Source organism: Micromonospora sp. NPDC049275 (assembly GCF_043197115.1).
GTDB lineage: Bacteria > Actinomycetota > Actinomycetes > Mycobacteriales > Micromonosporaceae > Micromonospora.
This window is the reverse complement of sequence record NZ_JBICSN010000001.1, coordinates 942,663-956,977: the sequence shown is the minus strand read 5'-3', so window position 1 is coordinate 956,977 and position 14,315 is coordinate 942,663. Positions and strand designations below refer to the sequence as shown.

The window sequence follows — 14,315 nt, the reverse complement described above, 5'->3', positions numbered from 1 at the left end:
CACGCGGCGGGCCCGGGACGGCCGGCTGGCAGACAGCGGCGGCCGGGAGCAGAGGCGAGGGGGTGGCACGACGGTGGCCGGTACGACCGACCTTGCCGCGGTGTGGTTAGCGGCGACCGACGAGCTCGCCGACGAGATCATCTCCGCTCAGCAGCGTGCCTACCTCCGGCTCACCCGGCTCCGGGCGATCGTCGAGGACACCGCGCTGCTCTCCGTCCCGGACGCGTTCACCCGGGACGTGATCGAGTCGCGGCTCCGCCCGGCGATCACCGAGGCGCTGACCCGCCGGCTCGGCCGGCCGATCCAGGTGGCCGTGACCGTACGGGTGGCCGAGGACGCCACCGGCCGCCCGGCCGGCACCGTCTACCGCAGCACCCCGGAGCCGGAACTGCTCGACGTCGAGGGTCCACCGTCCGACCCGCTCGGCGACGAGTACACCGGCCGACCCGTGGCCGACGACGCCTTCCCCGAACAGCAGCGCCAACAGGCGTCCGCCGTCCCGCCGGCGCCGGCGGGTCCGCCTCCCGCATCGGCCGTCGACGGGCACCGCTCCGGCCTGATCCCCGCCAGCCGGGACGGGCAGGAGGCTCTGTTCAGCGCGGCCTTCGTCGAGCCGATGCGCTCGCCCCGACCGACGTCCGAGCGGCGTGGGTACGACGAACAGGCGGCCCGCCTCGATCCGCCCGGCCCCGACACCCGGCCCTACGAGCCCCGCTACCGCGAGGACGCCGCGTCGCCCCGGGACCAGCACGTGATCCGTCCGCTACCCCGCGACGGTGCGACGGACAGCGGTCCGGGGCGCAGTGCGGTGGACCCTCGGACGGGCGGCCGCGACGACCGCCGGCTGCCGGGCACCGACACCGGCGGCAACCGGCTGAACCCGAAGTACATGTTCGAGACGTTCGTCATCGGCTCGTCGAACAGGTTCGCCCACGCGGCGAGCGTGGCGGTGGCCGAGTCGCCGGCTAAGGCGTACAACCCGCTGTTCATCTACGGGCACTCCGGGTTGGGCAAGACGCACCTGCTGCACGCGATCGGGCACTACGCCACGACGCTCGGCAACGCCCGATCGGTGCGGTACGTCTCGACCGAGGAGTTCACCAACGACTTCATCAACTCGCTCCGGGACGACAAGACCAGCGCGTTCCAGCGGCGCTACCGCGACGTCGACATTCTGTTGATCGACGACATCCAGTTCCTGGAGAACCGCGAGCGTACGCAGGAGGAGTTCTTCCACACCTTCAACACCCTGCACAACGCCAACAAGCAGATCGTGATCACCTCGGACCGGTCGCCGCGTCAGCTCGCCACCCTGGAGGACCGGATGCGAACCCGGTTCGAGTGGGGCCTGCTGGCCGACATCCAGCCACCGGACCTGGAGACCCGGATCGCGATCCTGCAGAAGAAGGCGGCGCAGGAGCGGATGTACGCCCCGCCCGACGTGTTGGAGTTCATCGCCTCCCGGGTGTCGAACTCGATCCGGGAACTGGAAGGTGCGCTGATCCGGGTGACGGCGTTCGCCAGCCTGACCCGGTCGACAGTCGAACTGTCGCTCGCCGAGGAGGTGCTGCGGGACTTCATGCCCGACGGCGCCGGTCCGGAGATCAACGCCGACCAGATCATGGCCTCCACGGCCGACTACTTCGGGGTGAGCCTGGAGGACCTGCGCGGCCAGTCCCGCTCCCGGGTGCTGGTCAACGCCCGTCAGGTGGCCATGTACCTGTGTCGGGAGCTGACCGAGTTGTCGCTGCCCCGCATCGGCCAGGCGTTCGGCGGCCGGGACCACACCACTGTCATGCACGCGGACCGCAAGATTCGCCAGCAGATGGCCGAGCGGCGCTCGCTCTACAACCAGATCGCCGAGCTGACCAACCGGATCAAGCAGAACACCTGAGGGGTACGCCACACGACGCGGCGGACACGCCCGGCCGGATCATCGGCCGGGCGTTCTTTTTTCTTCTCCGGCGGGCCTCGGCACGCCTCCCGGGAGGCTCGGGCTTGACCCTCGACATGGTGCAGACCACAGGATCGACGCCGTGTCCACCTCGATGCCCACTCGTTGTCCACAGCTCGTTGTCCACCGTCGGTGGATAACTACGGTCCGTCCTCCGCCAGTTACCCACAGGCTGTGGAAAAACCCTGTGCACGACGCTGTGGACGGTTGGGGACAACGAGGAAGTTATCCACCGATGATCATCGACCTGTGCACGAGCTGTTGAAGGTTCTGGGGACAACGGCAATGGTGATCTTCTCGGTCATCCACAGGCATGGGGAGAAAGTCGGTGGATTACCGGTGGACAACCGGTGGACAACTGTGGACAACTGGCCGTCGTCGTCCGGCTGTGGATACACGAGGCGGTTGTCCCCCCGGTTCTCCACAGCTAACTCACCGGTGGATAACCTGTCTGAGCTGCGCAGACCCGAGTTCTCCACAGTTTGCACAGGTGCGATGAAGACGATGGGTTATCTCTTCTAAGAGAACAAAAACCAATCATCACCGTTGGGCTTTCTGTGGATCGGGCCGAACGCTGCCGGACAGGCCGGTCAGCATCGACACGATCCATGGGGTCGGGCGCACAGCCGATGTCCCCGCGCCCTAAGGTGCGATGGGTACCCGCACGGTCGGGCGGGACGGTAGGCAGCGGTCGGCATGAGAGAGTTGTCGCTGACGTCGACGCGGAGGCATTGATGAAGTTCCGAGTGGAGCGCGACGCGCTCGCCGAGGCCGTGGCGTGGACCGCGAAGAGCCTGCCGAGCCGGCCATCCGTACCGGTGCTCGCCGGGGTGATGCTCCGCGTCACCGACGGCAACCTGCGGGTCTCCGGTTTCGACTACGAGGTCTCCAGTCAGGTGACCGTCGAGGTGCAGGGTGACGCCGACGGCGCCGCGCTGGTCTCCGGCCGCCTGCTCGCCGAGATCACCAAGGCGCTGCCGGCCAAGCCGGTAGACATCGCTGCGGTCGGCGCACACCTCGAGCTGGTCTGCGGCAGCGCCCGGTTCACCCTGCCCACCATGCCGGTGGAGGACTACCCCGCCCTGCCCGAGATGCCGCAGAGCGCCGGCACCGTCGACGCCGCGGCGTTCGCCACGGCGGTCGCCCAGGTGGCCATCGCCGCCGGCCGTGACGAGACGCTCCCGATGATGACCGGCGTCCGCGTGGAGCTGTCCGGCGGAACGCTGTCGATGCTCGCCACCGACAGGTACCGGCTGGCGCTGCGCGAGATCCAGTGGCGGCCCGACGACCCCGAGGTCAGCATCAACGCCCTCGTCCCGGCCCGCACCCTGAACGACACCGCCAAGGCGCTCGGCCCGCTGGGCGGCGAGGTCACCCTCGCCCTCGCCCAGGGCGCGGCGGGTGAGGGAATGGTCGGCCTCGCCGGCGGCACCCGTCGCACCACCAGTCGACTGCTCGACGGCGCCAACTACCCGCCGGTGCGCTCGCTCTTCCCGGCCACCCACAACGCCGAGGCCCGGGTGTCGGTCAGCACGCTCATCGAGGTCGTCAAGCGGGTCGCCCTGGTGGCCGAGCGCACCACCCCGGTGCTGCTCAGCTTCAGCGCCGACGGGCTGGTCGTCGAGGCCGGCGGCTCGGAGGAGGCGCGGGCGAGCGAGGCGATGGAGGCCACCTTCACCGGTGACGCCCTGACCATCGGCTTCAACCCGCAGTACCTCATCGACGGGCTGGCAAACCTGGGCGCGCAGACCGCCGTCCTGTCGTTCGTCGACGCCTTCAAACCCGCGGTGATCTCACCCGCCGGCGAGGATGGCGAGGCCATTCCGGGGTATCGGTACCTCATCATGCCGATCCGCGTGTCTCGCTGATCGCGCCCAGCAACACCAGATCCACGGAGGTAGGAACAGATGCAGCTCGGCCTGGTAGGACTCGGCCGGATGGGCGGCAACATGCGCGAGCGGTTGCGGGCCGCCGGCCACGAGGTGGTCGGGTTCGATCACAACCCGCAGCTGAGCGACGCGGCAAGCCTCGCCGAGCTGGCGCAGAAGCTCGAATCGCCGCGTGCCGTCTGGGTCATGGTGCCCGCCGGCGTCACCGATGCCACGATCGACGACCTCGCCGAGGTGCTCGGTGACGGCGACATCATCATCGACGGGGGCAACTCCCGCTTCAGCGACGACGCTCCGCGGGCCGAACGGTTGAACGAGCGTGGCATCGGCTACGTGGACGTCGGGGTCTCCGGAGGCGTCTGGGGTCGGCAGAACGGCTACGGGCTGATGGTCGGCGGCGCCCAGCAGCACGTCGACCGGCTCATGCCGATCTTCCAGGCGCTCAAGCCGGAGGGCGAGTTCGGCTTCGTGCACGCCGGCCCCGTCGGCGCCGGGCACTACTCGAAGATGGTGCACAACGGCATCGAGTACGGCCTCATGCACGCCTACGCCGAGGGCTACGAGCTGATGGCCGCCTCGGAGCTGGTGACAAACGTCCCGGGCGTCATCAAGTCCTGGCGCGAGGGCACCGTGGTCCGCTCCTGGCTGCTCGACCTGCTGGACCGCGCCCTCGACGAGGACCCGGAGCTGGCCGACCTCAGCGGCTACACCGAAGACACCGGCGAGGGTCGCTGGACCGTCGACGAGGCGGTCCGACTCGCCGTCCCGCTGAACGTCATCACCGCCTCCCTGTTCGCCCGGTTCACCTCCCGACAGGACGACTCACCCGCCATGAAGGCCGTCTCCGCCCTGCGCCAGCAGTTCGGTGGCCACGCCGTCCACAAGCGCTGAGCGGTATCCACACCCTGTGTACGTCCACCGGCTGGAACTGGTCGACTTCCGCTCGTACGAGCGGGTCGCCGTCGACCTCCAGCCGGGGGCGAACGTCCTGATCGGCGCCAACGGCGTCGGCAAGACCAACCTCGTCGAGGCGCTCGGCTACGTGGCGACCCTGGATTCGCACCGGGTCGCCACGGACGCGCCGCTGGTCCGGATGGGCGCCACCTCGGCGGTCATCCGGTGCGCGGTGGTCCACGACGGCCGGGAACTCCTCGTCGAGCTGGAGATCGTGCCGGGCCGGGCCAACCGGGCGCGGCTGGGCCGGTCCCCGGCGCGGCGGGCCCGGGACGTGCTCGGCGCCCTGCGACTGGTGCTCTTCGCTCCGGAGGACCTGGAGCTGGTCCGCGGTGACCCCGCCGAGCGGCGGCGTTACCTGGACGACCTCCTGGTCAACAGGCAACCCCGCTACGCGGGCGTACGGGCCGACTACGAACGGGTCGTCAAGCAACGCAACGCCCTGCTGCGCACCGCGTACCTCGCCCGCAAGACCGGCGGGTCCCGGGGCGGCGACCTCGGCACGCTCGCCGTCTGGGACACCCACCTGGCCCAGCACGGCGCGGAGCTGCTCGCCGGCCGGCTGGAGCTGGTCGCCGCGCTGACACCGCACGTCGCCAAGGCGTACGACGCGGTGGCCGCCGGGCGCGGAGCGGCCGGCATCGCCTACCGGCCGTCGATCGAGCTGGCCGAGCCGACGACCGACCGGGCCACGCTGGCGGAGGCGCTGACCACCGCGCTCGCCGCCTCCCGTACCGCCGAGATCGAACGGGGCACCACCCTCGTCGGCCCGCACCGCGACGAGTTGGCGCTGTCCCTGGGCCCGCTCCCCGCCAAGGGGTACGCCAGCCACGGCGAGTCCTGGTCCTTCGCACTCGCGCTGCGGCTGGCCGGGTACGACCTGCTGCGCGCCGACGGCATCGAACCCGTCCTGGTGCTCGACGACGTCTTCGCCGAGCTGGACACCGGGCGTCGGGAACGACTAGCGGAGTTGGTCGGCGGGGCCAGCCAGTTGCTTGTCACCTGTGCCGTGGACGACGACGTGCCGGCCGCGCTGCGCGGCACCCGCTACGAGGTCGGCGAGGGGACGGTACGCCGTGTCGGATGAACCGGGCACCAGGCGGGCAGGCGCCAACCGCACCGGCAGCGGCCGGCAGGCCGGTGACGCCGCGAACGCGCGTACCGCACAGGCGGGCGCGACCGGCGGCGGCGGGCCGGGCGCGGCGGGTGCCGACGGCGGCGGCGGGCCGGCGGAGGGTGCGACGGGGCCGGAGCTGGCCCGGGCGGTGCTCGACGCGGCGCTGTCCCGCCGGCAGGCGGCGGCGCGCGCCCGGCGTACCCCCGGCGGCGGCTCGGGCACCGACGGCGCCGGCGGCTCGGGACGGCGGCTGCGTGGCTACTCCGGCCCCGGCCCCGACCCGCGCGACCCGCAGCCTCTCAGCGTGGTGCTGAACCGGCTGGTCAAGGCGCGCGGCTGGCAGCAGCCGGCGGCCGAGGCCACCGTGTTCGGCGCCTGGGAGCGGGTGGTCGGCGCCGAGGTCGCCCAGCACAGCCGGCCGGTCAAGCTGGAGAACGGCGAGTTGACCGTGGAGGCGCGTTCGACGGCCTGGGCGACCCAACTACGGCTGCTCGCCGGCTCGCTGCTCAAGCAGATCGCCCAGGAGGTCGGCCACAACGTGGTGCGCAAGCTGCACATCCACGGCCCGGCCGCGCCGTCCTGGCAGAAGGGACCGCGTCGGGTGCGCGGTCGAGGGCCGCGCGACACGTACGGCTGAGCCCGCCCGCTCAGCGCCGCCGCTCGGCGTCGCGGGCCGCTCGCTTGCGGTCGCGCTGCTCCTGGGTGTAGCGCTTGCGCTCGGCCAGGTCGCGTTTCCACGCCTCGCGGGCCGCGGTCGAGCCGCCCTGCACCGCGCCCTGGACGCCGTCGGCCGGCCCGGCGAGGTGTCGGAACGCCCACCGCAGGAGTCGACCGCCCTCGCCCGGTGCCCTGGTGGTCGCGCCGTCCTCGCTCATCTGCCGCCCTCTCGCCCACGTCACACCGAAACGTTGGTGTAGCAATGATTGGTGCACCAACGATCGTTACGATAGTCAGCATGCATCCAGAGAGCAACCGATGAGTGGTCAACCGGAGAGCCTCGACCCGTTGGCACTGGAACAGCAGGTCTGCTTCGCCCTCTCGGTCGCGGCACGCAGCGTGGTGGCCGTCTACCGGCCGCTGCTGGAACCGATGGGGCTGACCCACCCGCAGTACCTGGTGATGCTGGCGCTCTGGCAGCACGCGCCGCTGTCCGGCCGCGACCTCAGCCGCCTGTTGCAGCTCGACCCGGGCACCCTGTCACCCCTGCTCAAGCGGCTCGAAGCGGCCGGCTACCTGCGCCGCGAGCGCGACGCCTCCGACGAGCGCAGCCTCGCCGTCACCCTCACCGCCGCCGGTGCGGCGCTACGCGACCAGGCCGAGCGGATCCCGGCCGCGATCGTGCAACGCCTCGGGCTGCCCGTGGAGGACCTGCAGCACCTGCACGCGGTGCTCACGCAGGTGATCGCCGCGGCAAACCGCCCGGGCGGCGACCAGACCGCCGCAGCGAGCGGGCCGGGCGCTCAGGCGTCGGCGTAGACGGCGAAGCCGCGCTCGGCGCAGCGGCGGTAGAACGCCGCCAGCACGCCCAGCTCCGCACAGGTGAAGTTCCACTGCGGCGGATCACCACTCTCGTCGCGCAGCGCGTCGAGACGGGTCTCCAACCAGCGCAGCTGCTGCTCGGCCAACCGGCCGTCGCCGAGCAGCGAGCGCAGCACCGTGCTCACCGACTCGAAGGTGACCGCCTCGCCGTTCGCGCGGTGCGCGGCCACGAACCGCTCGATGCCGCTCGCGATCCACGAGCAGCCGTCCGGGTCGATCACCGGATCCTCGTCCTCGGCGGCGGCGTCTGTGGCATACAACACACCTTCGAGACCGAGCAGGAGATCCACCAACTCGGTGTACGCGGTCGCCCGGACGGTCCCGGTCTTCGCGATCAGCTCGGCCAGCGCCGCCGTCGGCGCGGAGATCCGCGGCAGGTCGACGATCTCGCCGAAGTCGACGAACTCGGCCGGCGCCACCGGATCGTAGAAGCGGCCGGTCCGCGGCCAGTGCACCGCGACGTTGTCCAGCCCCATCTGTCACCTCTTAGAGAGCACGTGTCGGGTCGATCGGGTCGATCGTCCCGGTTCCGGCCGGTAAAGATCAAGGCCGCTTCCGGAGCGCCGCAAACGTACGGCACGGACGGTTCGGCCGCGACCCCCGACCCGCCCGGGCGCGGGTCAACCCGTTCGGCGGCGGCGCGTCCGATCGGAGCCTGGCGTGTGGGGGGAGTCGCGGGTAACGGGGTTCTGCCGGCTACGGACATCTCAGCCGCCCCGTTGAAGGTGCCGAGTGGTGGTTCTGTCCCCCGCGCACAGTAGGATTGACAGTGAGACGAAGACCCGGTGCGGGGCGAGCGACGGGGCCGGTGGCCCCAGGATCATTCTCCACTCCGGGTCGAGCCGATCGCGATCCGCGGGCAACCGCGGCGACCGGCGCGTTCGACCCGCTGTCCGGAGGTCTCCGGCACCGGTCCGCGCGCCGACGTCGCGTCCTGTCCGCCGAACCCGCGCCCGACGCGCCCTCCCGGCGCCGACGACGCGAGAAAGTGGCCGAGGGTGGCAGCGCAGGACAAGCAGGAGTACGGCGCAGAGTCGATCACCGTTCTCGAGGGGCTGGAGGCGGTCCGCAAGCGGCCCGGTATGTACATCGGGTCCACCGGCGAGCGCGGTCTGCACCACCTCGTCTGGGAGGTCGTCGACAACGCGGTCGACGAGGCGATGGCCGGCTACTGCGACACCATCGACGTGGTACTGCTCGCCGACGGTGGGGTCCAGGTCACCGACAACGGCCGTGGCTTCCCGGTCGACCTCCACCCGAAGCTCAAGAAGCCGGGCGTCGAGGTCGCGCTGACCGTGCTGCACGCGGGTGGCAAGTTCGACGGCAAGGCGTACGCGGTCTCCGGCGGTCTGCACGGCGTCGGCGTGTCAGTGGTGAACGCGCTGTCGACGAAGATGGCCGTGGTGATCCACAAGTCCGGCTTCGTCTGGCGGCAGCAGTACACCAACTCCAAGCCCAGCCCGCTGGAGAAGGGCGAGACCACCGACCGCACCGGCTCTGCGGTCTCCTTCTGGCCCGACCCGGACGTCTTCGAGACGATCGACTTCGACTTCCAGACCATCTACCGTCGCCTGCAGGAGATGGCCTTCCTCAACCGGGGCATCACCATCCACCTGCTCGACGAGCGGGTCCCTGAGGACGAGGACGGCAAGACCCGCGAGGTCACCTTCCGCTACGACGGCGGTATCGCCGACTTCGTCCGGCACCTCAACGCCTCCAAGAACCCGATGCACAAGACTGTGGTCGAGTTCGAGGCGGAGGAGGAGGGCATGTCCCTCGAGATCGCCATGCAGTGGAACGAGTCGTACGGCGAGTCGGTCTACACCTTCGCCAACAACATCAACACGCACGAGGGCGGCACCCACGAGGAGGGCTTCCGGTCCGCGCTGACAAGCGTGGTCAACCGGTACGGCACCGACAAGAAGCTGCTCAAGGGCGACGAGAAGCTCTCCGGCGAGGACATCCGGGAGGGCTTGGCCGCGATCATCTCGGTCAAGCTGACCAACCCGCAGTTCGAGGGCCAGACCAAGACCAAGCTGGGCAACACCCCGGTGAAGAGCTTCGTGCAGCGGGTCTGCAACGACCGACTTGTCGACTGGTTCGACCGCAACCCGGCCGAGGCCAAGACGATCATCCAGAAGGCGTCCCAGGCCGCCCGCGCCCGGATCGCCGCGCAGCAGGCGCGCAAGCTGGCCCGGCGCAAGTCGCTGCTGGAGTCCGGCTCGATGCCGGGCAAGCTGGCCGACTGCCAGTCCACCGACCCGCGCGAGTCCGAGGTCTTCATCGTCGAGGGTGACTCGGCCGGTGGCTCCGCCAAGCAGGGTCGCGACCCACGGACGCAGGCGATCCTGCCGATCCGCGGCAAGATCCTCAACGTGGAGAAGGCCCGGATCGACCGGGTGCTGAAGAACAACGAGGTCCAGGCGCTGATCACCGCGCTGGGCACCGGCATCCACGACGACTTCGACATGGAGAAGCTGCGGTACCACAAGGTGGTGCTGATGGCCGACGCGGACGTCGACGGCCAGCACATCCAGACGCTGCTGCTCACCCTGCTGTTCCGCTTCATGCGTCCGCTTGTCGAGCTGGGCCACGTCTACCTGGCCGCCCCGCCGCTCTACAAGATCAAGTGGAACAAGAGGGGCGACGACGCGCAGTACGCCTACTCCGACCGCGAGCGGGACGGGCTCATCGCGCTGCGCCAGCAGAAGAAGCCGAACGCCAAGCCGGACGACATCCAGCGCTTCAAGGGCCTCGGCGAGATGAACTATCCCGAGCTGTGGGAAACCACCATGAACCCGGCGACTCGTACCCTGCGTCAGGTCACGCTCGACGACGCCGCAACCGCGGACGAGTTGTTCAGCGTCCTGATGGGTGAGGACGTCGAGGCGCGCCGGTCGTTCATCCAGCGCAACGCCAAGGACGTTCGGTTCCTGGACATCTGACGGACCGCGGCGGGCCGGTCGGGGAGCACCCGGCCGGCCCGCCGGTCCACAGAGTTATCCACAGCTTGGCCGGTATCCACAGCCGTTATCCACAGCACGAAAACGACTCTGAGTCTGATAAGGGTATACAGTGACCGATTCTCCCGAGTCCACACCGAACGAGCCCGAGGTCCCCGCCGAGGCCATCGCCGCGGTGGTCGCGCACGACCGGATCGAACCGGTCGGGCTCGAGGTGGAGATGCAGCGCTCCTACCTCGACTACGCGATGAGCGTCATCGTCGGGCGTGCGCTGCCGGACGTCCGGGACGGCCTCAAGCCGGTCCACCGCAAGATCCTCTACGCGATGTTCGACTCCGGCTACCGTCCGGACCGCGGCTACGTGAAGTGCTCCCGCGTCGTCGGCGACGTGATGGGCCAGTTCCACCCGCACGGCGACTCGGCGATCTACGACGCGCTGGTCCGGATGGCACAGCCCTGGTCACTGCGGTATCCGCTTGTCGACGGCAACGGCAACTTCGGCTCGCCGGGTAATGATCCGGCTGCGGCGATGCGTTACTGTATCACCGGAGATGTCCGTATTCGCACTGCCGACGGCAGTGTGCGGATCGGCGACGTCGTGCCGGACGCGGCACCGTCCAGCGAGACCGACATCGACCTCAAGGTCCGCGACCGCAACGGTGACCTGGTCCGCGCCTCCAAGTTCTTCCACTCCGGTGAGCACCCCACGCTGCGGCTGCGCACCCGCGAGGGGTACGAGCTGACCGGCACCCACAACCACCCGGTGCTCTGCCTGGTGGACGTGGCCGGCGTGCCGACCCTGCTGTGGAAGCTGCTCGCCGAGATCTCCCCGGGCGACCGGGTCGTTCTCCAGCGCTCGGTGCCGGACGAGATCGGCTACCCGATGCTGGAGCACGTCGAGGCGGCAGTCCTCGCCGGTGCCTTCGTCAGCGAGGGTTGGGTCTCCCCGGGGCGGGCCGGGTTCAACAACGTCGACCGGGAGTTCTTCGTCCGCGTCCTCGCGGCCTACGACCTGGCCGTCGGTGGGCCCCGCTACGTCAGCGAGCGGGTCATCGCCTCCGGCAGCACCCTGCACGAAATCGACGTGCAGGACCTCACCGCGCTGCGCAAGAGCCTCCTCGGTGACCTGGTGGGGGCCCGCAGTGCCGCGAAGTTCGTTCCCGAGTTCGTCTGGCAGGGGCCGGCCGCGATCAAGCGGGCGTTCCTGCAGGCGCTCTTCGAGGGCGACGGCTCGTCCTCGCTGCTGCCGCGGAACACCATGCAGATCTCGTACTCGACCCGCAGTGAGCGGTTGGCCCGCGAGGTCCAGCAGTTGCTGCTGGAGTTCGGCGTGATCAGCCGGCAGACCCGTTACGACAGCGGCGAGATCAAGGTCGTGGTGACCAACCGCCGTGACGCCCGGATCTTCGCCGCGCACGTCGGCTTCCTCGGTCGGAAGCAGGCCAAGCTGGAGGCCGAGCTGGCCCAGGTGCCGACGAGCAGCACCGCGCTCTCCAGCGACCACGTGCCGCTGGTCGGTGAGTTCATCCGCGAGCACGGCGCGCAGCGCTGGACCGAGCGGGACTGGCTGCGCCGGCACAACGTGGACCGGGTGGAGCGCTGGGAGCGGGATCGCGACGAGATCGCCGCCCGGATCACCAACTCCGAGGTGCTCGACGTGGTCGAGCCGCTCGTCGACGGTCGGTTCTACTACGCCGAGGTGGCGCAGATCACGGATGCCGGCGTGCAGGCGGTCTACAGCGTCCGGGTCGACACCGACGACCACTCGTTCGTCTCCGACGGGTTCGTCAGCCACAACACCGAGTGCAAGCTCGACCCGCTCGCCATGGAGATGCTGCGGGACATCGACGAGGACACCGTCGACCTGCAGGACAACTACGACGGCCGGGCCAAGGAGCCCACGATCCTGCCGTCGCGGATCCCCAACCTGCTGGTGAACGGCTCCGAGGGCATCGCCGTCGGCATGGCCACCAAGATCCCGCCGCACAACCTGCGGGAGATCGGCGCGGCGGTGCAGTGGTGCCTGGAGAACCCGGAGGAGGACGAGGAGACGACCCTCGAGGCGCTGCTCGGCATCGTCAAGGGTCCGGACTTCCCGACGCACGGTCTGATCGTCGGCACGACCGCCATCCAGGACGCGTACCGCACGGGTCGTGGTTCGATCCGGATGCGTGCCGTGGTGGAGGTCGAGGAGGACAAGCGGGGCCGCCCCTGCCTGGTCGTCAGCGAGCTGCCCTACCAGGTCAACCCGGACAACCTGGCCGAGCGGATCGCCGAGCTGATCAAGGAGGGCAAGCTCGCCGGGATCGCCGACATCCGCGACGAGTCCTCCGGGCGTACCGGCATGCGGATCGTGCTGGTGCTCAAGCGCGACGCGGTCGCCAAGGTGGTGCTGAACAACCTCTACAAGCACACCCAGCTTCAGGAGACCTTCGGCGCCAACATGCTGGCCCTGGTCGACGGGGTGCCGCGCACGCTCAACCTGGCCCAGTTCATCCGCTACTACGTCGAGCACCAGATCGACGTGATCCGCCGGCGGACCGCGTTCCGGCTGCGCAAGGCCGAGGAGCGGGCGCACATCCTGCGTGGTCTGGGCAAGGCGCTGGACGCGCTGGACGAGGTGATCGCGCTGATCCGGCGGTCGCCCACCGTGGACGACGCCCGGCAGGGCCTGATCCGGCTGCTGGAGATCGACGAGATCCAGGCGACCGCGATCCTGGACATGCAGCTGCGCCGGCTCGCCGCGCTGGAGCGGCAGCGGATCGTCGACGACCTGGCCAAGCTCGAGATCGAGATCGCCGACCTCAAGGACATCCTCGCCAAGCCGGAGCGGCAGCGGAAGATCGTCTCGGAGGAGCTGGGCGAGATCGTCGCCAAGTGGGGCGACGACCGCCGGACGCAGATCATTCCGTTCGACGGCGAGGTCTCCATGGAGGACCTCATCGCCCGCGAGGACGTGGTCGTCACGATCACCCGCACCGGGTACGCCAAGCGGACCAAGGTCGACCTGTACCGCTCGCAGCGGCGCGGCGGCAAGGGCGTCAGTGGCGCCACGCTGCGGCAGGACGACATCGTGAGCCACTTCTTCGTATGCTCGACGCACGACTGGATCTTGTTCTTCACGAACAAGGGCCGGGTGTACCGGGCCAAGGCGTACGAGTTGCCGGAGGCCAGTAGGGTAGCCAAGGGCCAACACGTGGCCAATCTGCTCGCCTTCCTACCCGACGAGCAGATCGCGCAGATCATCGAAATCCCGAACTACCAGGTAGCCCCCTATCTGGTACTGGCCACGAAGAACGGCCTGGTGAAGAAGACGCGGCTCGAGGAGTTCGACTCCAACCGTTCCGGCGGAATCATCGCGATCAACCTGCGCGATGAGGACGAGCTGGTCGGTGCTGCGCTGGTGGCGCCGGAGAACGACCTGCTGCTGGTCTCGAAGAAGGCGCAGGCGATCCGGTTCAACGCCTCCGACGAGGCGCTGCGGCCGATGGGCCGGGCCACCTCGGGCGTGATCGGCATGCGCTTCACGGACGACGACGTCCTGCTCGCCATGGAGGTCGTTCGGGACGGTTTGGACGTCCTGGTGGCCACGAACGGGGGATACGCGAAACGTACCCCGATCGAGGAATACCCGGTGCAGGGCCGGGGAGGTAAGGGCGTGCTGACTGCGAAGATCACCGAACGGCGCGGTGGTCTGGTCGGTGCCGTGGTGATCGACCCAGACGACGAGTTGTTCGCGATCACCAGCAACGGTGGTGTCATCCGGACTCCGGTGAAGCCTGTACGCCGTACGCGTGACCGGAACACAATGGGGGTCAAGCTGATGGACCTCCCGGACGGCGTGACTATCGTGGCGATTGCTCGCAATGCCGACGAGCCTGACGAACAGGACTAGTTGA

At 69.6% G+C, this 14,315-nt stretch carries 10 protein-coding genes; 8 read left to right on the top strand and 2 right to left on the bottom strand.

Annotated elements, in window-relative coordinates; genetic code table 11:
* Positions 1 to 73 precede the first annotated feature (73 nt).
* The 5 genes from dnaA to ACGFIE_RS04470 all read left to right on the top strand — a co-directional run bounded on the left by dnaA (position 74) and on the right by ACGFIE_RS04470 (position 6,551).
* Positions 74 to 1,894, top strand: coding sequence for a chromosomal replication initiator protein DnaA (dnaA, locus tag ACGFIE_RS04490; RefSeq protein ID WP_393290890.1), 1,821 nt, complete (start codon positions 74 to 76; stop codon positions 1,892 to 1,894).
* A 794-nt stretch (positions 1,895 to 2,688) separates the two neighbouring features.
* Positions 2,689 to 3,822 carry a DNA polymerase III subunit beta gene (gene dnaN, locus ACGFIE_RS04485; RefSeq protein WP_363680829.1) on the top strand — a complete coding sequence of 378 codons (1,134 nt, stop codon included), beginning with the start codon at positions 2,689 to 2,691 and terminating at the stop codon, positions 3,820 to 3,822.
* Between the two features lie 39 nt (positions 3,823 to 3,861).
* Complete coding sequence (gene gnd, locus ACGFIE_RS04480) at positions 3,862 to 4,734, top strand: phosphogluconate dehydrogenase (NAD(+)-dependent, decarboxylating) (protein WP_363680831.1); 873 nt, start codon at positions 3,862 to 3,864, stop codon at positions 4,732 to 4,734.
* A gap of 16 nt (positions 4,735 to 4,750) precedes the next feature.
* Positions 4,751 to 5,884 (top strand): DNA replication/repair protein RecF, encoded by a 1,134-nt coding sequence (gene recF / locus ACGFIE_RS04475; protein WP_363680833.1) that lies wholly within the window; start codon positions 4,751 to 4,753, stop codon positions 5,882 to 5,884.
* Complete coding sequence (locus ACGFIE_RS04470; protein WP_393290887.1) at positions 5,874 to 6,551, top strand: DUF721 domain-containing protein; 678 nt, start codon at positions 5,874 to 5,876, stop codon at positions 6,549 to 6,551. Before recF ends, ACGFIE_RS04470 begins: the two co-directional genes overlap by 11 nt.
* 10 nt (positions 6,552 to 6,561) lie before the next feature.
* Here the strand turns inward: ACGFIE_RS04470 and ACGFIE_RS04465 are convergent, their stop codons facing one another.
* Positions 6,562 to 6,789: a hypothetical protein gene (locus ACGFIE_RS04465; RefSeq protein WP_363680837.1), complete on the bottom strand. Its 228-nt coding sequence runs from the start codon at positions 6,787 to 6,789 to the stop codon at positions 6,562 to 6,564.
* 100 nt (positions 6,790 to 6,889) lie between these two features.
* Between ACGFIE_RS04465 and ACGFIE_RS04460 the strand changes: the two genes are divergently transcribed.
* Complete coding sequence (locus ACGFIE_RS04460; protein ID WP_393290885.1) at positions 6,890 to 7,390, top strand: MarR family winged helix-turn-helix transcriptional regulator; 501 nt, start codon at positions 6,890 to 6,892, stop codon at positions 7,388 to 7,390.
* On the opposite strand, the gene ACGFIE_RS04455 is transcribed toward ACGFIE_RS04460, so the two are convergent.
* The gene (locus ACGFIE_RS04455) at positions 7,375 to 7,929 is read right to left on the bottom strand and encodes a hypothetical protein (protein ID WP_393290883.1); all 555 of its coding nucleotides are present in this window, start codon (positions 7,927 to 7,929) and stop codon (positions 7,375 to 7,377) included. The two genes, ACGFIE_RS04460 and ACGFIE_RS04455, sit on opposite strands and share 16 nt — an antisense overlap.
* A gap of 522 nt (positions 7,930 to 8,451) precedes the next feature.
* Between ACGFIE_RS04455 and gyrB the strand changes: the two genes are divergently transcribed.
* The gene (gyrB, locus tag ACGFIE_RS04450) at positions 8,452 to 10,398 is read left to right on the top strand and encodes a DNA topoisomerase (ATP-hydrolyzing) subunit B (protein ID WP_393290881.1); all 1,947 of its coding nucleotides are present in this window, start codon (positions 8,452 to 8,454) and stop codon (positions 10,396 to 10,398) included.
* Between the two features lie 130 nt (positions 10,399 to 10,528).
* On the top strand, positions 10,529 to 14,311 hold the full coding sequence (gyrA, locus tag ACGFIE_RS04445) for an intein-containing DNA gyrase subunit A (protein WP_393290878.1): 3,783 nt from the start codon (positions 10,529 to 10,531) through the stop codon (positions 14,309 to 14,311).
* Positions 14,312 to 14,315: the final 4 nt, after the last annotated feature.